27 protein-coding genes are annotated in these 22,356 nt (G+C 39.0%); 18 read left to right on the forward strand and 9 right to left on the reverse strand.

The window, feature by feature from the left end; genetic code table 11:
* Positions 1-81: 81 nt before the first annotated feature.
* The 8 genes from IEV36_RS02780 (at position 82) to IEV36_RS02815 (ending at position 5,933) form a co-directional block, all read left to right on the forward strand.
* Positions 82-1,095, forward strand: a complete 1,014-nt coding sequence (locus tag IEV36_RS02780; RefSeq protein ID WP_005257837.1) for an adenosine kinase — start codon at positions 82-84, stop codon at positions 1,093-1,095.
* Between the two features lie 16 nt (positions 1,096-1,111).
* Positions 1,112-1,417, forward strand: coding sequence for a Rieske (2Fe-2S) protein (locus IEV36_RS02785; RefSeq protein WP_104021878.1), 306 nt, complete (start codon positions 1,112-1,114; stop codon positions 1,415-1,417).
* Between the two features lie 22 nt (positions 1,418-1,439).
* Entirely contained in the window at positions 1,440-2,051 is a 612-nt protein-coding gene (locus IEV36_RS02790) for an OB-fold-containig protein (RefSeq protein ID WP_171066990.1), read from the forward strand.
* A 554-nt stretch (positions 2,052-2,605) separates the two neighbouring features.
* On the forward strand, positions 2,606-2,797 hold the full coding sequence (gene cydP / locus IEV36_RS02795) for a cytochrome oxidase putative small subunit CydP (protein ID WP_004653758.1): 192 nt from the start codon (positions 2,606-2,608) through the stop codon (positions 2,795-2,797).
* Positions 2,797-4,374 (forward strand): cytochrome ubiquinol oxidase subunit I, encoded by a 1,578-nt coding sequence (locus tag IEV36_RS02800; protein ID WP_005257838.1) that lies wholly within the window; start codon positions 2,797-2,799, stop codon positions 4,372-4,374. The genes cydP and IEV36_RS02800 overlap by 1 nt, the downstream gene beginning before the upstream one ends.
* Positions 4,371-5,516 (forward strand): cytochrome d ubiquinol oxidase subunit II, encoded by a 1,146-nt coding sequence (gene cydB, locus IEV36_RS02805; protein WP_005257840.1) that lies wholly within the window; start codon positions 4,371-4,373, stop codon positions 5,514-5,516. The genes IEV36_RS02800 and cydB overlap by 4 nt, the downstream gene beginning before the upstream one ends.
* 14 nt (positions 5,517-5,530) lie before the next feature.
* The gene (gene cydX / locus IEV36_RS02810) at positions 5,531-5,632 is read left to right on the forward strand and encodes a cytochrome bd-I oxidase subunit CydX (protein WP_000270276.1); all 102 of its coding nucleotides are present in this window, start codon (positions 5,531-5,533) and stop codon (positions 5,630-5,632) included.
* Between the two features lie 4 nt (positions 5,633-5,636).
* Positions 5,637-5,933, forward strand: a complete 297-nt coding sequence (locus IEV36_RS02815) for a cyd operon YbgE family protein (RefSeq protein ID WP_005257841.1) — start codon at positions 5,637-5,639, stop codon at positions 5,931-5,933.
* Positions 5,934-6,011: 78 nt separating this feature from the next.
* On the opposite strand, the gene IEV36_RS02820 is transcribed toward IEV36_RS02815, so the two are convergent.
* The gene (locus IEV36_RS02820; RefSeq protein ID WP_005257845.1) at positions 6,012-8,171 is read right to left on the reverse strand and encodes a TonB-dependent siderophore receptor; all 2,160 of its coding nucleotides are present in this window, start codon (positions 8,169-8,171) and stop codon (positions 6,012-6,014) included.
* Positions 8,172-8,339: 168 nt separating this feature from the next.
* Between IEV36_RS02820 and IEV36_RS18755 the strand changes: the two genes are divergently transcribed.
* Genes IEV36_RS18755 through IEV36_RS02830 form a run of 3 tightly spaced genes read left to right on the forward strand, consistent with a single transcriptional unit; the run spans position 8,340 to position 10,547 of the window.
* Positions 8,340-8,597, forward strand: a complete 258-nt coding sequence (locus IEV36_RS18755; RefSeq protein WP_005257846.1) for a hypothetical protein — start codon at positions 8,340-8,342, stop codon at positions 8,595-8,597.
* A 1-nt stretch (position 8,598) separates the two neighbouring features.
* Positions 8,599-8,886: a hypothetical protein gene (locus tag IEV36_RS02825; RefSeq protein ID WP_005257848.1), complete on the forward strand. Its 288-nt coding sequence runs from the start codon at positions 8,599-8,601 to the stop codon at positions 8,884-8,886.
* A gap of 2 nt (positions 8,887-8,888) precedes the next feature.
* Positions 8,889-10,547, forward strand: coding sequence for a PepSY-associated TM helix domain-containing protein (locus tag IEV36_RS02830; RefSeq protein ID WP_005257851.1), 1,659 nt, complete (start codon positions 8,889-8,891; stop codon positions 10,545-10,547).
* Between the two features lie 92 nt (positions 10,548-10,639).
* Here IEV36_RS02830 and IEV36_RS02835 read toward each other — a convergent pair whose 3' ends face one another.
* Both IEV36_RS02835 and IEV36_RS02840 read right to left on the reverse strand, forming a co-directional pair.
* Positions 10,640-11,329, reverse strand: coding sequence for a DUF2057 family protein (locus IEV36_RS02835; RefSeq protein ID WP_005257853.1), 690 nt, complete (start codon positions 11,327-11,329; stop codon positions 10,640-10,642).
* Between the two features lie 1,195 nt (positions 11,330-12,524).
* Positions 12,525-12,986, reverse strand: a complete 462-nt coding sequence (locus IEV36_RS02840) for a hypothetical protein (protein ID WP_005257854.1) — start codon at positions 12,984-12,986, stop codon at positions 12,525-12,527.
* Between the two features lie 369 nt (positions 12,987-13,355).
* Here IEV36_RS02840 and IEV36_RS02845 point away from each other — a divergent pair, with 369 nt between their 5' ends.
* Entirely contained in the window at positions 13,356-13,844 is a 489-nt protein-coding gene (locus IEV36_RS02845) for a pyridoxamine 5'-phosphate oxidase family protein (RefSeq protein ID WP_005257855.1), read from the forward strand.
* Between the two features lie 148 nt (positions 13,845-13,992).
* Here the strand turns inward: IEV36_RS02845 and IEV36_RS02850 are convergent, their stop codons facing one another.
* The 4 genes from IEV36_RS02850 to IEV36_RS02865 all read right to left on the reverse strand — a co-directional run bounded on the left by IEV36_RS02850 (position 13,993) and on the right by IEV36_RS02865 (position 16,962).
* The gene (locus tag IEV36_RS02850; protein ID WP_004772449.1) at positions 13,993-14,589 is read right to left on the reverse strand and encodes a nitroreductase family protein; all 597 of its coding nucleotides are present in this window, start codon (positions 14,587-14,589) and stop codon (positions 13,993-13,995) included.
* A 332-nt stretch (positions 14,590-14,921) separates the two neighbouring features.
* On the reverse strand, positions 14,922-16,043 hold the full coding sequence (gene ftsY, locus IEV36_RS02855) for a signal recognition particle-docking protein FtsY (RefSeq protein ID WP_005257856.1): 1,122 nt from the start codon (positions 16,041-16,043) through the stop codon (positions 14,922-14,924).
* Between the two features lie 116 nt (positions 16,044-16,159).
* Entirely contained in the window at positions 16,160-16,489 is a 330-nt protein-coding gene (locus IEV36_RS02860; RefSeq protein ID WP_004772452.1) for a hypothetical protein, read from the reverse strand.
* Between the two features lie 113 nt (positions 16,490-16,602).
* A complete protein-coding gene (locus tag IEV36_RS02865) occupies positions 16,603-16,962 on the reverse strand; it encodes a hypothetical protein (RefSeq protein WP_004772454.1) in 360 nt (119 codons plus the stop codon).
* Positions 16,963-17,188: 226 nt separating this feature from the next.
* On the opposite strand from IEV36_RS02865, the gene IEV36_RS02870 reads away from it, so the two are divergent.
* The 3 genes from IEV36_RS02870 (at position 17,189) to IEV36_RS02880 (ending at position 18,704) form a co-directional block, all read left to right on the forward strand.
* Positions 17,189-17,422 (forward strand): SEL1-like repeat protein, encoded by a 234-nt coding sequence (locus IEV36_RS02870; protein ID WP_004772455.1) that lies wholly within the window; start codon positions 17,189-17,191, stop codon positions 17,420-17,422.
* A 334-nt stretch (positions 17,423-17,756) separates the two neighbouring features.
* On the forward strand, positions 17,757-18,134 hold the full coding sequence (locus IEV36_RS02875; RefSeq protein ID WP_032863918.1) for a DUF2750 domain-containing protein: 378 nt from the start codon (positions 17,757-17,759) through the stop codon (positions 18,132-18,134).
* A gap of 138 nt (positions 18,135-18,272) precedes the next feature.
* On the forward strand, positions 18,273-18,704 hold the full coding sequence (locus tag IEV36_RS02880) for a CBS domain-containing protein (protein WP_004772457.1): 432 nt from the start codon (positions 18,273-18,275) through the stop codon (positions 18,702-18,704).
* 58 nt (positions 18,705-18,762) lie between these two features.
* Here the strand turns inward: IEV36_RS02880 and IEV36_RS02885 are convergent, their stop codons facing one another.
* Positions 18,763-19,977 (reverse strand): aspartate aminotransferase family protein, encoded by a 1,215-nt coding sequence (locus IEV36_RS02885; protein ID WP_005257858.1) that lies wholly within the window; start codon positions 19,975-19,977, stop codon positions 18,763-18,765.
* Positions 19,978-20,140: 163 nt separating this feature from the next.
* On the opposite strand from IEV36_RS02885, the gene grxD reads away from it, so the two are divergent.
* Complete coding sequence (gene grxD, locus IEV36_RS02890; protein WP_004772459.1) at positions 20,141-20,482, forward strand: Grx4 family monothiol glutaredoxin; 342 nt, start codon at positions 20,141-20,143, stop codon at positions 20,480-20,482.
* A gap of 51 nt (positions 20,483-20,533) precedes the next feature.
* Here grxD and IEV36_RS02895 read toward each other — a convergent pair whose 3' ends face one another.
* Positions 20,534-20,857 (reverse strand): hypothetical protein, encoded by a 324-nt coding sequence (locus IEV36_RS02895; RefSeq protein ID WP_004772461.1) that lies wholly within the window; start codon positions 20,855-20,857, stop codon positions 20,534-20,536.
* A gap of 89 nt (positions 20,858-20,946) precedes the next feature.
* Between IEV36_RS02895 and IEV36_RS02900 the strand changes: the two genes are divergently transcribed.
* Together IEV36_RS02900 and IEV36_RS02905 are read left to right on the forward strand one after the other, a co-directional pair.
* Positions 20,947-21,375 (forward strand): hypothetical protein, encoded by a 429-nt coding sequence (locus IEV36_RS02900; RefSeq protein WP_005257859.1) that lies wholly within the window; start codon positions 20,947-20,949, stop codon positions 21,373-21,375.
* Between the two features lie 55 nt (positions 21,376-21,430).
* The gene (locus tag IEV36_RS02905) at positions 21,431-22,351 is read left to right on the forward strand and encodes a LysR family transcriptional regulator (RefSeq protein ID WP_005257867.1); all 921 of its coding nucleotides are present in this window, start codon (positions 21,431-21,433) and stop codon (positions 22,349-22,351) included.
* Positions 22,352-22,356 lie beyond the last annotated feature (5 nt).

Genomic DNA, 22,356 nt, shown 5'->3' on the forward strand with positions numbered 1-22,356 from the left:
GCTGAATTTTTTTCAACAAACTATTGTAATCCTGAGCATTGGTGTAAACTTTGCTTTTTGATTTTTACTGTGATGACAAACATGGCAACTGTTGATCTTTTTGCAATTGGTAATGCACTCATTGACCAGGAATTTAAAGTTTCTAATGAGTTTTTAGTAGAACAAGCTTTGCAAAAAGGTACCATGCAATTAGCTGATGGCGAAACACAGGCAGATTTATATCAAAAATTACAAACTACCCAAAGCTACAAAGGCCAAGCCAGTGGCGGTTCAGCAGCGAATACAAGCGTTGCTTTTAGTGCTCTAGGTGGTACTGCATTTTATGGTTGCCGTGTAGGTAACGATGAACTTGGCTCAATCTATTTAACCGGTTTAAACGAAGCTGGCATTAAAACAGCGACTCAATCAATTAGTGAAGGTGTGACAGGCACCTGCATGGTACTGATTAGTCCAGACTCTGAACGTACCATGCAAACTTATCTCGGTATTACCGCTGAATTGACAGCTGAACAAATTGACTTTGAACCATTAAAAACAGCGAAATGGTTATATATCGAAGGTTATTTATCTACAAGTGATACTGCACGCGTAGCGGTTAAACAGGCACGAGAACTGGCTAAAGCAAATGGTGTTAAAATTGCCCTTTCTCTTTCTGACCCTGCAATGGTGCAATATGCTCGCTCAGGTTTAGAAGAACTGCTTGATGATGGCGTTGACTTGCTTTTCTGTAACGAACAGGAAGCCCTCATGTTTACCAATACAGAAAATCTTGACGCTGCAATTGAAACGCTGAAATTAAAAAACCAGCACATTGTAATCACACAAGGTGCCAAAGGCGCTGTCATCGTAAATGAAGCTCACCAGTTCCATGTGAATGGCCGCGTAGTTGAAGCAGTCGATACCAATGGCGCTGGCGATGCATTTGCTGGCGCATTCTTGTACGCAATTAATGCAGGTTTAAGCTTGGAAGCAGCAGCACAACTTGCTATTTTGATCTCAAGTGAAGTGGTTGCTCAATATGGACCACGTTTAAGCGTAGAAAATTACGCTAAACTCTTTGAACAATTCCAAAAAGCTCAACAGGAATGTGCATAACATGGAAAAGATTTGCATGACCGAAGAAGTCCCTGAGCGTGAGTCTCGTGCATATGATACGATGAAAGGGACAACTATTTTTATTACTCAAAAAGATGGCAGCTTTTATGCCTATCAGAATGTTTGCCCGCATTTGCAGACAGAACTTGAGTTCTTGGAAAATCAGTTTCTTGATCAGGATCGCGAATATATCCAATGTTCTACTCACGGCGCCCTATTTTCTGTTGAAACTGGCGAATGTATTTCAGGCCCATGTCTGGGTGAATTCCTTGAAAAAGTAAATCTGGAAGTTCACTCAGATGGTGGTATCTATATCGATTGATGCTTAAACCATGAATTCTGCAATGACTGAGTTTTTCCTCAACTACTACCTTATGCCATTTCATATGAGCGTAGTCGCTTTGATCGTGCTTAGCATTGCAGAAACCATTGGCATTTTTATCGGCTTACGTCCAAGCCATCTGGTGAAGAAACTGGCCCCCGAATGGTTACTCAATTCGCCTTTAGTGGATGTAAAGTTTTCCAAATATCTGATTTTTGTTTTCTTGCTCATCAACTTTAGTTTTGCGGGCTATTTTCTCGAGCTTTCGTTCTTTGCCTTACAGCATTACTTTATTTCTCCATATTATTTATTTGTTCCTGCTTTGATCATCGACATTTTCTTTACCGTCTTTATGATTCACTGTCTGGATCAGGTAATTAAACCCAAAGTCATTCATACACATACCAATCTGGTTGGTCGTCTAGCAACAATTTCAACGGGAAATGCCCGTCCAGGTTTTTCTGCTCAAGCGCGTGTTCGTGATGAGTTTGGGCAACTATACTATGTACAAGTTGAACCAGAATATGGCGAATTGGAATTACAATCACAAGTCCTGTTGATTAGCCAAAAATCAAATTCACACTATCTTGCAAAAAAGATTTCTCTTTCAAATAACCTGTTTACCCCAGATTAAAACCAATCAAAAGCCGCTAAACGCGATATCCAAGCCTAAAACAAACACAATGTTACAAAAGTACACAATAAAAATAGGTGTTTTATATCTTCCCTTCTGAAGTGATTCGTGATCTAGAAATACGACAAAACACAAAAGTGATGTTCATCACATTTCTACAAATAAACTCTACCTAAATGCTTGGTTTTATCAGTATTTCAATCTAAGAATAATTTAGATATGTAGTTAAAATGATAAGCCACTGTATATATTATATATTTTATATCCATACCATTTTGGTTGGTTTAATATTTATTTAATTCATTTTAAACCAGAGCTTTTTAATCAGATTTAAAATTATAAATACAACTGTTTTAATCAGATTTAAAAATAATTCATATTATTTTAGTTGGATAAAATCATTATTTTTAAATTTTAATCAAAAATAAAATCAAGTTACTGTTTTATATAGACTATTTAAAATTAAATATATTAAAAACCCTAAAGGTTTATTTTCAATGGTTTTTATTTAATAATGTTTTACATCTTTTAAAATGTGTATGAGGCTAAGTTCTATGAACACAAGTTCTCAAGATCCAAATCGGCGGCTCATCCGAGAAATCACGATTATTCTTATTATTAAAGTTGCACTTCTCTTGGTGATTAAACACATCTGGTTTGATGCCCCAACGATTCCAAAAGATTTTAACAATGAAGTTGCCGAGCGTATTGCTGGTGACATGTCCAAAACTCAGGAGACACGTTGATGATTTCTGAAAGCGTGGTCGATCTTTCGCGGTTCCAATTTGCAATGACCGCAATGTATCACTTTCTTTTCGTCCCTCTAACTTTAGGTCTGGCTTTTATTCTTGCCATTATGGAAACCACGTATGTGATTTCTGGTAAAGAAATCTATAAAGACATGACCAAATTCTGGGGGAAACTCTTCGGGATTAACTTTGCCCTAGGTGTAACCACTGGTTTAACCATGGAATTCCAGTTTGGTACCAACTGGGCCTATTATTCCCACTATGTAGGCGATATTTTCGGGGCCCCGCTTGCCATTGAAGGTTTGATGGCATTCTTCCTTGAATCAACCTTTATCGGTTTGTTCTTCTTTGGGTGGGATCGCCTGTCTAAAGTCCAACATTTAGGCGTAACATGGTTAGTCGCAATTGGCTCGAATATGTCTGCCTTGTGGATTCTGATCGCAAACGGTTGGATGCAAAACCCTGTCGGCGCTGCATTTAACTATGAAACCATGCGTATGGAACTGGTTGATTTCGGTGCATTGATCTTCAACCCTGTTGCTCAGGTGAAATTTGTGCATACGGTTTCTGCGGGTTATGTCACAGGTGCGATCTTCGTTCTTGCGATCTCAAGCTATTATCTATTAAAGAAACGTGACTTACCGTTTGCGCGTCGTTCATTCGCAATTGCTGCCATCTTCGGTTTAGCTTCAACACTTTCTGTGATTTTGCTTGGTGATGAATCTGGTTATGAACTCGGTGATGTTCAAAAAACCAAACTTGCTGCAATCGAAGCTGAATGGCATACCGAACCTGCACCTGCTGCATTTACATTATTTGGTCTCCCAAATCAGCAGGAAATGCGTACCGACTATGCGATTAAGATTCCTTATGTGATGGGGATTATTGCAACCCGTTCTACAGACAAAGAAGTGACTGGTTTACGTGACTTGATGAAAGAACATGAAGTGCGTATCCGTAACGGTATGGTGGCTTATAGCGAGTTAGAAAAACTTCGTGCGGGTGACCGTTCTCCAGCCTTATTGGCTTCATTTGAGAAAAATCAAAAAGACTTAGGTTATGGCCTACTTTTGAAAAAATATTCTCCAAATGTAGTTGATGCAACTGAAGAACATATTCAGGCGGCAACTAAAGACACCATTCCAAATGTAGCGGCTCTATTCTTCTCGTTCCGTGCGATGGTGGCTTCTGGCTTCCTGATGTTATTGCTATTCCTTCTTGCAACATGGTCTGTGGCAAAACGTAATGCCGAAGATAAACCTTGGTTACTCAAATTTGCTTTGTTTGCTCTCCCTCTCCCATGGATTGCTGCTCAAACAGGTTGGTATGTGGCTGAAGGTGGTCGTCAACCGTGGTCAATTGGTGAAATCTTACCAACACATCTGTCTGCTTCAAGTGTGAGTACAGGCGATGTATGGGGTTCAATCATCGCATTAGCTGCGTTCTATACCGTGCTACTGATTATCGAAATGTACTTAATGATCAAATTTGCGCGTTTAGGTCCAAGCTCGTTACATACTGGTAAATATCACTTCGAAAAACTCGAAGCAAAAGCTGAGGAGGCTCAGTCATGATCGAATATGAACTCCTAAAAATTATCTGGTGGGTATTGGTCGGTGTTCTACTGATTGGCTTTGCCCTCACCGATGGTTTCGATATGGGCTCAATGGCATTGATGCCATTTGTAGGTAAAACCGATTCTGAACGCCGTGCTGCAATCAATACGATTGCACCGCACTGGGATGGTAACCAAGTCTGGTTCATTACCGCAGGTGGTGCTTTATTTGCAGCTTGGCCAATGGTCTATGCGGTTGCCTTCTCCGGAATGTACTGGGCCTTGCTACTGGTTTTATTTGCCCTGTTCCTGCGACCTGTCGGATTTGACTATCGCTCCAAGTTAGAGAATACCCAATGGCGTACTTCTTGGGACTGGGGTCTATGCATCGGTGGTGCAGTGCCTGCGCTAGTATTTGGTGTGGCATTCGGGAACTTGTTTATTGGTGTACCATTTAGCCTAGATGACACATTACGCTCACAATATACAGGTAGCTTCTTTGCATTACTGAATCCATTTGCATTGATTTGCGGTATTGTCAGCCTATCTATGCTATGCGCACACGGCGGTGCATGGCTCATGCTACGTACGGACGGGAATTTACATAATCGCTCTGCCAAAGCAACACAAATCATGGCAATTGCATTCCTTGTGTGCTTCTTGGCTGCGGGTGCATGGTTATTCTTTGGTAATATCTCGGGTTATAGCTATGCCACTGCTGTAAATACAAATGCGGCACTCAACCCACTTGCTAAAGACGTTGTGACCAATGCCAATCATGGTTGGTTAAATAACTATACAACTTACCCGATTACCATGGCGGCACCGATTGTTGCAATTTTAGGTGCGCTATTGGTCATCATCAGCGCAGGCAAACATAAAGCGGCTGCAAGTTTTACAGGTACAAGCTTAATGATTGTTGGTGCAATCCTAACTGCTGGTTTTGCATTGTTCCCATTCTTGTTACCATCAAGCATTGATCCAACATCAAGCTTGACCATGTGGGATGCTGTTTCTAGTCATAAAACCCTCGGGGTAATGACGGTTGCTGCATGTATCTTCGTTCCACTCATTTTGATCTATACCTCTTGGTCTTATTACAAAATGTGGGGCGTCATCACCAACAAACACATTGAAGAAAATTCACATAGTTTGTACTAATCAGGAGATGTGACATGTGGTATTTTGCATGGATTCTAGGCATTTTGATGGCATGTTTCGCAGGTGTGCTCAGTGCACTGTATATCGAACATCATCAAAATTTAGATGAGGAATAATAAAATGGCTGAAGCAATGACAACACCGAAGAATCGTAAAGCTCAAGTGCTTGCAATGACCATTTCGTTTTTGTTGGCATTGCCCCTTGCGGCTATTTTACTGGTACATCCATCACTGATGCTGGATGCAAACGGACACTATAATCATAGCCTGCTGATGCTGGTGATGATTGGCATTTCTGGTGGCTTCGTGCATGGGGTTGGATTTGTACCAAGATTCTGGTTATGGAAATGGTTATTTAGCCCTTATATCGCCTGGCCTTTGATGGTTCTTGGATACTTTATCTGGTTAGGCCAATAAGTTATTTTCATTTTCTTACCATTTAAAAAAGCTGCCAGATCTGGCAGCTTTTTTAATTTTGGCTGACGTATCAAGTCATTAAAACTTAAAATTCACTGAAGCAGTAAAGTTACGCGCCACACCCCACGTATTTGTAGTATTTGCCTTGTACTCTTTATCAAATAAATTATTCACATTTAAGCCAAGACTGACATCTGGAGTCATTTGATAACGCCCCATCAAATTGACTAACGCATAACTGTCTTGTCTGTTCAATTGAGCAGCTAAGCCTCCAGCTTTTGCGGAAGCGGCATCATAAATTTCACTTTGCCAATTCACACCACCGCCTATAGTGATCTTATCCAGCTTATATGTGGTAAATAATTTAAAGGTATTCTTCGGTAAAATAGGATTCAGAATTTCGCCATTCTGATTTTTAGCATCAGTATGTGTATAGCCAGCCTGAATATTCCAATCTGGTAAAACTTCACCAGCAAGACTTAATTCATAGCCCTTCACTTTCGCACCATCTACAGCAATATAAGGCTGAAAATCCAACTCTGCTGTTCCAGCACTGGTATCCTGAATTGCGAAGTTATCCTGTTTCATTGAGAAATAGGCAGCACTTGCGTTCAAACGCCCTTCATAAAAATCTGCTTTTAGACCCACCTCAAAACTATTGCCTTCTTCTGGATCTAGATAGTTTTCATTTTTATCTTTTCGAGAAGAAGGATTAAAAATTGTGGTATAGCTGCTATAAGCAGATACATTCTCCGTCAGATTAAGAATTAAACCTGCATACGGCGTAAAAACCCCATTCTGTTTTTGTTCATTATCCGTGGTTTTACGTTCCCAGTTACTAAAACGTGTACCTAATACCAGTTTTAATGGATCAAGCAATTGTAATTTCGCAGCGGCAAAGGCACCTAATTGCTGCTCATCTACAAGATTACGACCACTTTCTTTTATATCCGGTCTCAGACTCGCTCCATTCCAACCTGTAATATTTTCAATGACATAGTAACGGTTGAAAGTTGGATCATCCGATTGAATCCGATAACCATTTACCCCAAAACTAACATCATGTTCGTGCCCAAATGCCTGAAACTTCCCTGATGTATATAGATCTAGGGAATGTACCTCTGGTGTACTTTCTAAACGCCCACTCGTCACCACCATTTGTCCTGGTTGTAAGGTTAAGGTTTTATTCACACTATATGGCTTATCATAAGTAATGCCCCCAGATCCAGCGACGCCATACTCACGTTTATTGCTTGCCTTGGTAAATGCATAATTCGCAATTGCCTGCCAGTTATCATTAAACTGATGTTCAAGGCCTAGAAAAATATTTAATTTCTCAGTGTCGCTAAAGGTAAAGTTTGCCGCAGGATTATCCTTTCTCCCAAAACTTACCTGCTTTTGTCCATCATGCGTTATAAATGGAAAACCGTGCGCCGTCGCCCCATCAATTTTGACTTGTTGTGCTGTAAGAGCCGTAGTAAGCGTTGTTTTATCGCTTAAATCAACATCTAAAGCCCCATAAATCACTGCATTTTGACGATGAAACCGATCCTGTTGATTGCCGCCTTCCTCATAAACAGCGACGGTACGACCACGAATCGAGTTATCCTGATTTAGCCCACCGCTTACATCAATTTGACTCCGATACCGATCCCAATTACCCGCTTGTACATTAACGGCCCCTTTTACCTCTGCTGTAGGACGTTTTCGTACATAGTTAATGCTGGCACTTGGATTGCCTGATCCACTGGTCAAACCTGTAGCGCCTTTGGTCACCTCGATACGTTCATAAAGTGCTGAATCTTCAAGACCAAACATATCTGCACCACCAAAAGAAGCAGTTGATGTTGGTATTCCATCGCGTTGAACATTGGTGATTGCAAAACCTCGTGAATAATAAGTGTTATAGCCCGCACCCAATTGCCCATACTGAACCATGGTGACACCAGCAGTCTGAGCCAAGACATCATTGGTACTATTCAGGTTTTGGTCTTCGATTTGTTGTGCTGTAAATACCGTGACACTCTGAGGTGTTTCTTTCAGAGATAAATCAAGTTTCGTCGCAGATTTTGATTTTTTTACGGTATAGGATGGATCTGCTTGTTCTGCTTTTAAATGAATTGTGGGTAAAACATTATTGCTCTTTTGCTCCATACGAGAATCATTTGCCCATGCGACATTGTGATATTGACCAGCCAAAACAAACATGATCGCAGTATATAAATGATGGTGCTTCATTCTTTCCCCCTGAAAATATTTTTTTACATTCTACATAAATGCAAATGATTATCAATAACAATGATTTCCTTTGTTCCTTTTGGATTTGATTAAGTTTTTGAATATAGGCTTTAATTTTGCTAAAATTTAAACAATAATTATTATCATTACTATTTGCAGATTTCACATATGACTTTAAAACTAATCGGGATCACTGTCACACTTTTATCCTGTATGGGTCTTTATCTCAGCCATCCCAATCAAAATTTCTTAAAAAAACAACTGGGTCGTTATTTTTTTTATACGGCCATAATCGGTTTATTGATTGGTTTAAGCATATTGCTTTATGCGTTGCCTTTACTCGTGGCAATCTTGATCTGGCTTGCAATTGCGACACTAGTCTGGTCATTCGCTCCTCTGCTCATGCTAATGAAAAGGTCAAATTAAAATGGATATGCTGAAACAAAAATTACAACCAGACTGGTGGACAAAAACGTTTGCCGGTTTCTTTCTAGGACTGAGCTTTGCCATGGCAATGGGTGCAATCATCGTTCTACTCAACAAGTCACACTCGGACTCCTCTATTGCACCTCAATTAGGTATGTGGTCGATCCCGTGGTTCTGGCTATTTGCTTTCTTTATTGCCTATTTCATCCCGAAAGGTTGGCAAACGATGCTGATTTTCAGTATTGCGAATGTGCTTGCTTATACCCTGTTGTTCTGGTTACGAGGTTAAAAATGAAAGTTCGCGCAGATATCATTAAAACAGGTAAAAATCTTCATACATGGGTCGGAATCAGCGCAGGTATTCTTCTGTTTATCTGTTTTTTTGCTGGTGGTTTAACCATGTTTCAACATCAATTGAGTCAATGGGCAACACCTCCTCAACAAAAACTAGCAGCCATTCAACCTAACCAATATAACCAGCTCGTTGAACAAGTGCAGGCACAATATCCAGAGACAAAGAAAGCCTTTACGCTCAGTTTTAGCTCACCAGAAGGACATAATGCGCCGATTCAATGGGAAGCAGCACATGAGCCAGAAGAAGATCATCATGGAATTGATATTGCTCAAACCAGTATGTTGGCAACACTCGATGCTAATGGTCAGTTGATTGCTCAACAAGTGAATGTGTCTAAATTAGGCTGGCTGATTGAACAACTTCATGAAACCGCAGGCATTCCAGGCATGATAGGACATCATACTGCTGGTGTTATGGTGATGGGTATGGTTTCAGTTCTATATTTTCTTGCAATTATGTCTGGTCTGATCGTGTTATTGCCGACATTGATCAAAGATTATTTTGCTGTCCGTCCAGGTAAAAATAAAAAACGTTTTTGGTTAGATACCCATAATGTTATCGGGATCACCAGCTTACCATTTCATATTATTATCAGCGTTACCGTCGTTGTTTTTGCCTTTCATGATATTTTCTACGGTGCACTCAGCCAACTGGTCTCAAAAGACAAACCACTTTTTGAACGACCGCCTGCGGTAAAAATTGTTGATCCAGCACCACAGCTCGATGTAGAAAAGATTTTCCAGAATATACAGAAAGCTGCACCTGATTATCGCATTGATGGTATCCGTTTCAACCAGCTGGATCATCCTGAACGGGCCTCTGCGTTCGTTGCACTATATCATCCAGATCGGATGCTACGGGGCGATACTTTTGACTATATGAATTTTAATCCTTATCAAGATTCACCTTATCCAACCAAAACCCTATCAACAGAAGAAAGCTCGGCTGCATCACTGATCCGTTCTATGTTCGCACTACATTTTGGAAATTATGGTGGCGATTCCATTCGCTGGATTTATCTCATCTTTGGTTTAGGTGGTGCTTATTTATTTTATTCTGGCAATATCCTTTGGATTGAAACCCGTTTACGGAAACAGAAAAATCCTAATCTGCCAGCTCCACAACAACGTAAGGATGTGATGTTTATTGCTAATCTTACGATCGGCGCATGTCTAGGTTGTATGCTGGCAATATTTGTGAGCATGCTGGTTGGTCGCTGGGCCTACGTCATACCAATGCAATTACAAAGTCATAACCATGTATTCATGTACAGCTACTATTTTGTGTTTATTGCTTGTGTTTTATACAGCTTTCTAATTGGAGCAGCCAAAGCATTACCTCAGCTCTTCTTTGCAATTGCGGTGATTTTATTGCTTATTCCAACTACTTCTGTTCTCGCTTACCTATTTCCTATTCAAAGGTTATGGCATTCAACAGGATATTTAATCTGGATAGATATTGTTGCAGTATGCTTCTCTTTACTGTTTTTACGCTTTTATCAACAAGCAAGAGATCGAGCACTAAGCGCACCCGTAGGTTCAATCTGGTCCAATCAAAAACAGGATCATTCAGTTCTTACAGAAAATCAGGTCTAACTTATTCGTAGATCCAGAGATAAAACAGTCTAATTATTTTTAAAAGCGTAAAAAAGCCGATGATATCATCGGCCTTTTTATTGATATAAGATTTAGTTGCTTTGTCCAGCCAACCATGCCATGAATTTTTGACGTTCAGCTTTCGATGCTTTTTGCCATAATTCTGCCATTTGCTGATCGGTTGTCTTGGTTGCACCTACTTGAGCTGCTGTTGTTACAGCAACAGGTGCAGTTGCAACAACCGCTGCTTGTGTAGCAGTTCCTGAGTAAACAGGTGCTGGCTGATTGGCAACATTGTTTTTATTCTTTTGGGTTAAATCCAGAGTGCGGCTTAAAAAATTATTGCCTGAGAACCAAGGTTGTGCTTCATTGTTCGCACCCGTTTGTTGAACGACAAGCTTTTTATTTTGATCATATAAAGCAACTGTAGGCTGATCAGCATATTTCTTTGCGGCTTCAAAATCTTTAGGTGCGTTGATCAAACCTAAAGTATAAGTTTGATTATCTTGAAGGTTCGGTGCCTGAATCGTGATTACACCTGACTTAAGGATGTCATGCTCACCATTCAAATGCTCAAAATATTCGCGATAACGAACATTAACCACTAAATTACCCGGATCGACCTGATAGTTATTGTTTTTCGAAGGAATTAATCCATTATTCACTTCTTGACCATTTACAGCAAGAATCACGATTTCTTCAGGTGCAGTGATTGTAACTGCTGAAAACACTGAACTACTTAATAATAACCCGAAAGCAGCAACACCAACTCTTAAAGACATTAGACTCTTCTCGTTATAAACAATTTATAAAACCGTATGCACTATGCAATGTGATTATGACGATTTTATGACAAAAGTTAAAACTGCCTATTGCAACTATTTAGCTTCGTTAAGATAAGTACAGCTTAAAACCAGCAAAAGAAAAAAAGCTTTATCTAAAACTTAGTGTTAAAAGGCAAAGATTTCAACATTCTTTGATATCTACAACCCCTTAATACAACCCTATTATTATTTATTTTTTGATTTTTACTGAGTTTTTAATAATTTAGATTGCAATTCAAGATTTCTCTAAAAGATTTTTCTGTAACTTTTCGCGATTGGTACCCTCCAACAATTCCTTAAACACTTTTACACCATATGGTCTAACGGACTTGGTCAAAATGATGATTACACCAATCTTGCAATTTAGGGTATAAAAAATGCCAGACAAGACTTCGTTAGGTGTTAATTTGGACTCACAAAGTAAAATAGAAATATAAGTGCCGCCAGCATAAGACTAGCAATAACCAGATAAAAATCTACCGTATTAAAGCTTTTCAAAAACTTAAAAATATTCATAATTATCAACCTCTTCTCGTTAAAATTTTTATATCAGATTAAGTGTAATCATTCGTAATCAGATTGTAATTATCGTGTTTAAATTATTACCACATTGTAACCATTGAAACATCTTGTCTCTTCCGCAAGAACATATAAGCAGTAAAAAACCACCCGAAAGTGGCTTTGCTTAACAATGATTAATACTTAATTTGGATCAATGAAATAAAAATATAAAATAAGTATGACAAGCACAACGCTTGCAACAATCAGATAAGCCCCAATTGTATTAAAGCTTTTTAAAAACTTGATAATATTCATAATTTTCAACCCCTTGAAAAGTAAAATAAAGTACCCCAAAAACAGCACTTCACTCTATTATTTTACCAAATGGTCAAAAATACTCAATTCAAATCTACAGTACTGAGTTTGTTTTTTATAGATAATTTAAATGGATAAGCTCCAAGCATAGAGAGTGTCTACTCTGGGTAAAACTTAACTATAGGTCGCATTGCCATTCAGCTTTTAATGGCCAATGCATAGCTCGAATAACCTGTCCTATGCAACTAGCTAATGAATGTAAGTCAGATATCATTATTACGGAAGCTTTGGGTGGAAAAGTAATCAGTCCACCCAATTACATCAGAAATCAGTCGCCTTAATCTCCAATCGGAATTGATAATTTAAGCTGATTACTTCTATGCTCTAAAGGTAATGGACTATATTTCATAATTTTTTGTTGATAGTCTTGGTTTGAAATCATCCCTCTATTTCGAGCCTTCTGTAATGAATTGAATTGCTGCTCTTGCCCATGCGCATCTAAAGCACCCAAATGTCGATGCTCAAGATAATACTGCGCTCTGTCATGAGGACTCATATTAGAAGTAATTGATTGAATTTCATTCAAGCTTTCTAAATCTTGAGTCCGTTGACTTAGACGCTCTTGCTCTTGCTGCTTCAATGACTCAAAGAAATCAACTTGTTCACTACTCTCGATTTGAGATTGAGGTTCGTCATTTTGCAAAATCAATATAGATTGAGGTTTATTAAATAAGTCATCTGCACTATAAACTGAACCAGAAATCACCGTACTTATAAGAAGAATTAATATTTTTTTCACCAAGCCACCCAATAAACAAACAAATAAAGACAAGTGTATATTTTACACTTTTCACATAATTATTTCAAATTAAGCATTATAAAACAAAAACTTATAATTAAACCAACAAATCATAACTGCCTCTTAAAGTTACTGGTATTTCAGTAAGTCACAGACCTAATTGGCTTAAAAACATACAAATGGCTTTCCGCGAAATATAAGACAAGCTTCCCAAAGCAATTGAAATAACTAGTTTTAAATATTTTTTAATAATTTAATTAACACGAAGTCATCATTTCTAGATGGATAAAACAAATGCGCCACAAACCGAAACCCTCTACTTTTTTGTTTTCATGGATATTGAGAAATCAAACGTAGGAGAACTTCGGTATGAACAACCTAAACAGTGAATATCAAGAATTAAATCAATTACTTAAAGGCATTAAATTTGCCATGGTTACTTTCATTTCTGAAAAAGGCCACTTACACTCTGTCCCAATGACTACCCAAGATACTAATTTTAATGGAATCGTATGGTTTTTAGGTTCTAAAAGTTCTGAACTGGTGAAAAGTATTCCACTAAATAACCAAGTCAATTTGGGATATAGCAATATATCGAATAATGATTATGTTTCGATTAATGGTATCGCTGAGTGTGTCGTCGATCCTGCGATTCTTGATCAGATCTGGTCTCCTGCTTATGAAGCATTCTTTGAACATGGTAAATCTGACCCAGATATTCAACTACTCCGTGTGATCTGCAACGGCGCTCAATATTGGAAAGGTTCAGGTAAAGTAGCAACCCTATTCAAACTTGCTAAAGCTTCTATTACAGGAGAATCTGAGGAGCTTGGCATGACGAAAAACATCTCCCTGTAAATTTAGTGAGCTTTCTTATAAGACGGCACCTAATTTGTCTTCTCTCAATGAAATGCTCCTCTAACAGCGCATGAGTTTAAAAGAGAAATTTTTTACTCCAATAAAAAAGAGCACATAAAGTGCTCTTTTTTTGATGCCCGATCTAAACTTAGTTGAAAGTTTTGAAACGTGCTGCATCATCCATATATGTTTTGTCGCCAGCAGCAGCTTCGATAGAACCGAATACAAGCTGAGCACGTAATTTCCAGTTTGCAGGAATATCAAAAGTTTCTGCAACTTCAGCATCAATAATTGGATTGTAATGCTGTAATGACGCACCAACACCAATCTCAGATAAAGCAGTCCAAGTTGCAAATTGAGCAATTGCACTTGAGTGTTCAGACCATACTGGGAAGTTATCTGCATATAGCGCGAATTGCTCTTGTAGGCCTTTTACAACATCTTGATCTTCATAAAATAACGCTGTACCAAAACCTGCTGCAAAGCTATCAATTTTCGCACTTGTATTAGCGAAAGCTTCGGCTGGAACCATTTTACGTAAAGTTTCACGTACAATTTCCCAGAATTTTGCATGTGATTCACCATATAAAGTCACAACACGTGAAGTTTGTGAGTTGAATGATGATGGGCTTTGTTTCACAGCTTCACGGATCGTTTCTTCAATTGTCGCTTGGTCTACGGTAAGGTTTTTACCAATCGCATAAATTGTACGGCGTGATTTAATACTATTTAAGAAGTTGCTCATGTTGTTATTCCTACCTTGTGCCCTGAGGCGTTATCTTGGATTGAATGTAGTGTATAACGAGGTATTTTTTAGGAATAGACCAAAAAACATAACAGATCGTTCTTTTTTTGAAACAATGCTAATTAATATACTGTTCTGGTTCAGATGTAATTGGGCTTTAATGGGTTGACTTCTAGCTCTCGGCCCTTGCAAATCTTATTATTTTGTTCTGTTCCACTCTATCTCTTTCAGTAGAATGATTCGCAATCACTCAATGATATTGCCGGCTATATCTTGTTTTTAAAAAGAAAAAAAGCCGAAAACTCGGCTTTTATTTCATATTAGAATCTAATTTATTTGTCTGTTTCAAATAACGCAGCAACGAATGATTTCGCCGAGAAAGGACGTAAATCATCGATCTTCTCACCAACACCAATATAGCGAATCGGCACGTGAGTACGACTTGCAATATTGAATAGTACACCGCCTTTTGCAGTACCATCCAGTTTGGTAATGGTAATACCTGTTAGGCCAACAGCCTCATCAAAAAGCTGAACCTGATTAATCGCATTTTGACCTGTACCGGCATCTACAATCAGCATGATTTCATGCGGTGCAGTTGCATCAATTTTCTGCATCACACGTTTAACTTTTTTCAACTCTTCCATCAAGTTGGCTTTGTTTTGCAAACGACCAGCGGTATCTGCAATCAATACATCAATGCCTTTGGCACGCGCACTTTCAAATGCATCAAAAATCACAGAAGCACTATCAGCACCATGTCCTTGAGCCACAACTGGAATGTCATTGCGCTCACCCCAGATTTGCAATTGTTCAGTTGCTGCTGCACGGAATGTATCGCCCGCAGCCAACATCACTTTCTTGCCTTCACCTTGTAAACGCTTCGCCAATTTACCAATGGTTGTGGTTTTTCCTACGCCATTTACACCTACCATCAAAATCACATACGGTGATTTGTTCGGATCAATATGCAGTGGTTTAACACGTGGGGCAAGCAAAGCAACCAATTCTTCCTGAAGTGCCTTGTATAAAGCATGCGAATAAATCAAATCACCACGAGCAGTACGTTCAGTCAAATTGGCAATAATAGTTTTGGTCGCATCAACACCAATATCTGCAACTAAAAGTTGTTCTTCAACTTCTTCCAGTAATTCATCATCAATTTCTTTGCCACCAATCAGAATATTGACCATACCATCCGTAAAACTACGACGGGTTTTCGTCAAACCATCTTTCATACGACCAAAGAAGCCTGTTGATTTGGCTTCGTCTTCAACAGCTGCCGATGCTGGTTGCTCAACGACTGGTGCTACTACAGGGGTTTCAACTGTTTGCTGTACAGCTGGCTCTATAATGGGAACATCGACAGCAGGTAAACTTGGTAATGTTACATCGTCATCACTGATGTCAGCATTTATCAAGAATTTATTTTGCATATTCGATTGCTGTTGCATGTCGATTCCTTGAGAGTAAAGCAGCTTTTAAAATGGGGCCAGTCTAGCATAAATTGCTATCGTTTTCCCGAATGGGACAATTCATTCATTTATAATGGAAATGAGTCGATTAAAACTCACTCATCTTCTTTCGCCATCGCTGGATATTGTCTAATCCGGCTTGATTCAAATTGATAAGCATTTAATAACTTTAAATAATCTAGACGGCGAATTGGCGTCTGTTCTAAAACATCATGCGCCATATGCTGGGTTCTTGGATGGCTGGCCTGATGAGCAAACTGCACCACTTGCTGATATTGCGATGCATTGATTGGACGTAGTAATGCGTTATACGCAAGTATAAAAATGGACAAAATAATAATACCGACCAAAATATTATAAAATTGGTCCAGTTTGAATCCTAATCTGGATTGCATCACTTTATGTTTAGAAAGTATAGACAACATAACCTACCTCGAATTAGAGGTAGTGTATGTCTCTGATTCGCTTAGGACAAGTACAACGTTCAATAAGTCACAATTCCACAACTTATTGAACGTGCAAACAACTTTAGCTGTGATTAACTGACCAGCGAACGAACAAAAGCAAAGTACAGAATGAATGCAATGATGACGAGAACAATGAAAATTGCAAACATGCCGACCCCACTTTCTGCATCAGCAGGATGTAAATCATCGTCATCGGCAATATTCTTCAGCTCGCCATCATAAATTTTATAAAAACGGTCTTTTTGTTCAGGACTTAAATGGCTAGCAAAGTCATAAACACGCTTACGCTGAGCAAGACAATAATCACCTAGATGAATTTCCTGATGAAAAATCGCTTCATCAAGTAATTTACGATGATGATGAGCAAGCGCAATGATCTGGCTTTCTAATGGAGGAACATCAACGTTCACACCATCAATTACATTTGACATGTTATTCTCCTTTTCTCTTATTCTCACTTTGATTCTACTTAAAATTATTTGTGGTAAATGTTTAATCGTGTAAGCTTTTATTTACGCAAAATTGCTGAATATATTTGACAATTCCATCAAATTGTCATATTACTTTAATAATTCTAAGTTAAAGTAGCTTAAATTCAAAGTAGAGTAACTTTGGATAGAATTTGCGGTAATCATAATTAAAATAAGGAGTTATTATATGATTCAACATTTTACACACCATGAACTAGAGCATCTATATGCAAATGCGGTCAATACAATTCAATCGCAAAAAAACTTCCAAGATGCAGTAAAAGAGCTTGAGGAAGTCGCTAAAGCAGGTCACGGTAAAGCGGCATTATTTTTAGCAGAATTGTATTATCAAGGCTTCCGAGTAGAACGTGATTCCTTGAAAGCTCAGTATTGGCAGAAGATGGCAACCCTTCAAGCTTAAAGAAACGTCCTTGCGCTATATCAAAGCTTTCATCGCTTTGATTTGCTCAGGTGGCGTTTTTTTAATGCCTGTTAAACTATAATTTGTAAGATGATCTCCTTTTTTTCACTCGTACTGCATTAAAACATTGCCCTCTCTTGATCGAATTTCCCGACCAATAAAAACATAATAATTCTATTTTATCCAAAGCCTTAGCTTACAAAATTAAAGAACTAATCACTCAATTTTCTAAGTAACTACAATATTTGCTTACGATTTTAGTCAATTGTTAAACATAAATGACATCTAGATTTCTTATAATGAACCATAAGTTTAAGAATATTAGTTCAATAAAATGTATCGCTTTAACCATTTTCAGCCGGTTTCACGAGAGTTGATGATTAAAATTTCAATTCTAAAAACAATGATGTACTGTGGTGCACTTTGGGGCCTTTACCACGAAGGTTGGGCAATCAAATCTGATCAGGACGGTCATGTCTTCCCTTTCTGGCTCAATGGTGTACAAGCCCATCGTTATGCCAAAGCCAACTGGAAACACTACACGCCACGAAAAATTACCCCTAAGGATTTTCATGAGTCATTGCTTCCCACTTTAACCCGCTTGCAGGTTGAGCCAGCATTATTCAACTCATCACACCGCAAATTTAAGCTCTCAACACAGCAAATGCAGCATTTCTTTTTTATGCCACATGAAGCAGTTATACCTGCTTAAAACATGATTTAGCGCCAGTGATGACTTTTTGAGCATTTATGAGAAAAAGTTATCATTGGAGTGAAATTAGCACTTTGCAATTAAAAAAAATACCGTTAAGTTAAATGAAAATGACAATACAACACAGGTGGATAAACAATGACAATCGTTGCTCAAGTCATCAAGAATAAAGCAGTACAATCAATTTTTACAATTTCACCAAATGCGACTGTACTTGAAGCAATTAAGATCATGGCCGATAAAGGTGTCGGTGCTCTGGTTGTTGCTGAAGATGAAAAAGTTGTTGGAATTTTCTCTGAACGTGACTACACACGTAAAATTGCCTTAATGGAACGTTCATCAAATAACACGCCTGTTGCAGACATTATGACCTCGAAAGTCATTTCGGTCAGTCTTAACCATACGGTAGAAGAATGTCTTAACCTCATGACCGATCGCCATTTACGTCATCTTCCAGTACTGGATCAAGAAAAGTTAGTGGGCTTTATTTCAATTGGAGATTTGGTAAAAGCAGCGATGGACGATCAACGCATTCTGATTGAGCAGCTTCAACAATATATTTCTGGTTAATTTTAATCTAAAACAAAAAGGGCAAATCAATTGCCCTTTTTTATGACTTATATACAGATTAAACTTTTAGAAAATTTTGAATGGCTGGAACAAGACGTTGTAACAATTCATCGGCTTGCGCTTGCGTCATATTCAAAGGTGGTAGTAAACGAACAACTGAACCAGCCGTCACGTTCACAATCAACTTATATTCATCACGCGCAATTGCAACCAGCTCAGCACAATCTTTTGGCAATTGAATACCAATCATCATCCCGAAACCACGCACCTGTACATGATGATCCGCCAATTGCGCTCTTAACTGATCAACAATATAGGCACCGACTGTAGCAGCATTCTCAACAGCATTTTCCTTTTCCAAGGTATCAAGCACGGTATATACCACACGTGAACCTAACACTGTTCCACCATAAGTCGAACCGTGACTCCCAGCACCCAGTAAACCGACTGCTTTACCTTGTGTCATGACTGCACCAATTGGAAAGCCATTGCCTAAACCTTTGGCCGTTGTCATCACATCAGGAATAATGTTGGTGTGCTGATAGGCAAAGTATTTACCTGTACGACCATTGCCCGTTTGGATCTCATCCAGCATCATCAGCCAGTTATGCTGATTACATAAAGCACGCACATCTTCCAAATAGCTAAAGCCTTGAGGTGCAGTATTCACCCCACCTTCACCTTGAATTGGCTCAATCAGGATGGCAACGATATCTGGATGTGTAATGGCTGCTTCTTGAATGGCTTCAACATCTCCAAACGGAACACGAACAAAGCCCTCTACCAAGGGTGCGAAACCTTCCTGTACTTTCTTATTGCCTGTTGCGGATAAGGTTGCAAGTGTACGTCCATGGAAAGATTGCTCTGCCACTAAAATTTTAGGATTGGCAATGCCTTGTTGTGAGCCAAACTTACGCGCAATTTTAATTGCTCCTTCATTGGATTCCGCCCCACTATTTGAGAAGAAGATTTCCTCCATTCCAGAAACTTCAGCGAGTTTCTGTGCAGCGGCAGTTTGCCAAGGAATTTCAAATAAATTACTGGTATGCACTAAAGTTGCTGCCTGTTCAGCAATGGCTTCAGCAATAACAGGGTGTGCGTGCCCTAATCCACATACTGCAATACCTGTTAATGCATCTAAATACTCAGTGCCATCTGCTGTATATAAATACGCCCCTCGCCCTCGTACAAAGCTGATCGCCTGGCGACCATAAGTAGCCATAAGATGTGTGGGTTGATCAGGTTGCACAGGAGCAAGAGTGATATTAGTCATAACAAACTCAATCTATCAGTAGTTGTGGTGAAAAAAGTTATATAAGCAAAAACTTGCATAGATTGAAAGCTTAAAGTCACATTTATACAAGAAAAATCTTTTGCAATCCTCCGCCACGCAATTTTTTAGGTATAATGCAGGGAGATTAGTAGAGGATCTATCTATGACGGAACAAGCGCGTGATACAGTAGCGTTAATTCGTGATCAAATTGCGAAACACCCTGTTTTACTTTACATGAAAGGCACTCCACAATTCCCGCAATGTGGTTTTTCTGCTCGTGCAGTAGAAGCACTTAGCCAAATTGGTCGTCCATTTGCGTATGTAAATATCTTGGAAAATCAAGATATTCGTGCAACTTTACCGCAAATTGCAAACTGGCCTACTTTCCCACAACTTTGGGTAAATGGCGAGCTTATTGGTGGTAGTGATATTATGCTTGAAATGTTCCAGAATGGTGAATTAAAGCCATTGGTTGAACAGTACAGCCCTGCTCCAGAAGCATAAGTTGTAAAGCAAAAAGCCAATCAAATGATTGGCTTTTTTATTGGTTGGTCATTAGTTTTGGCTAAAGCCTACATAGCGAAATAAGCCTTCTACCCCTAAATCAGCTTTATAAATTTGCATTTCAGGATAGTTTGCCTGACTCACCGTTGCAAAAATATTCATATTTGGATCTTCATGAATTTCATCAACCGATTGTGACAAAACCTCATCAAAACGATCTGCGATAAATTCAAAACCTAAATCCATTGCCATAAACAAGGTATGTTCACAAGGTTGAATATATTGTTCCTGATCCCAGTCTAAAACTGCATGCTGGCAATACGGACAGGCAATATTTTGGGTGGCATCGGCAATGTTGATCAGTTGGTATGACATAATAATAAAGCATCAAAAGTTTCATGCAGTTTAAAAGAATATGATGCCCGAATCTATCTTCAATACTTTTGAATGGGAGGATTTCAATCATGGCAACACTTGAACGGGCGATTTCACTTGCAGCAGAACGGCATGCAGGCCAAGTGGATAAAGCCAATGCGCCCTATATTCTGCATCCATTAAGAGTCATGTTGAAAGTGCCAGACATTGAGCACAAAATCGTTGCTGTTTTACATGATATTTTAGAAGACACAACAACCACGATTGATGAACTCTATAAATTAGGTTTTCAGACACATCTGATCGACGCAATTATTGCCCTTACCAAGCAAGAGGGCGAATCCCGAATACAAGCGGCCCAACGGACTGTACAGAATCCCATTGCACGTGTTGTTAAATTGGCTGATATCACAGACAATATGGATCTAACGCGGATTCAGTCTCCGACAATGAAAGATTTTGAACGATTGAAAGAATATCAACAGGTTCGAGATATATTATTATCCCAAAATGTTTAATAATTGCATTTATAATGATTTAACCTGAACACAATAAGCTGGAGTTTATAGCGTAATGCTAACGGATTTAGATGATTTTTATTGCTTTGCGCTTGTGGTTGAGCATGGTGGTTTTAGTGCAGCTGAACGTGCGACTGAGATTCCAAAATCAAAATTAAGCCGTCGGGTATATAACCTCGAAGAACAACTTGGTGTACGTCTGATTCAGCGTAGTTCGCGTCATTTCGCAGTGACTGATATCGGGATGGATGTCTATCGCCACGCGCAAGTCATGATGAATGCAGCGCAAGCAGCACATGATGTGGTGAATCATTTAAGTAGTCAGCCACGTGGTGTGATTAAAGTCAGTGTGCCTGTCGATATTGCCCAGAACCAAATGGCAAAAATCCTGCCTGCTTTCTTGAAAAAGTATCCTGAAGTACGTGTTCAGATGTTGGTAAGCAATCGTCGAGTCGATGTCATTAATGAAGGAATTGATCTGGCTTTACGAGTGCGTTCTAAACTAGATGATGATCCGAATCTGGTACTACGACAGTTTGAAGCGATTGAACAACGTCTTTTTGCCAGTCAAGCCTATTTAAATGAGTTTGGTAATCTGACAACGCCAGAACAGCTTGCCGAACATCGAATTATCAGCATGTCAGAAGATCATCTTGACCAACAATTCTTGTTAACTGGCCCAGATCATCAGCAGAAAAAGATTAAGGTGAATCCTGTCATTATGGGATCAAATCTTTTAATGTTGGCAGAGCTGGCAACACAAAATTGCGGGATCGCTTTGTTGCCAGACAGTATTGCACAAGACTTTGTTAAGACAGGACAACTGGTGACTGTACTACCTGAATGGACAGCACCACATGGTGTTTTCCATGCAGTTTATCCATCTCGTCGCGGCTTGTTACCTGCCGTACGTGTATTTATTGATTATCTGGTTGAGCAATTAACGCAGTGCTCAACAAAGAAAAGGCCCGATTAATCCTC

This window comes from Acinetobacter vivianii (assembly GCF_014635885.1).
Lineage (GTDB): Bacteria > Pseudomonadota > Gammaproteobacteria > Pseudomonadales > Moraxellaceae > Acinetobacter > Acinetobacter vivianii.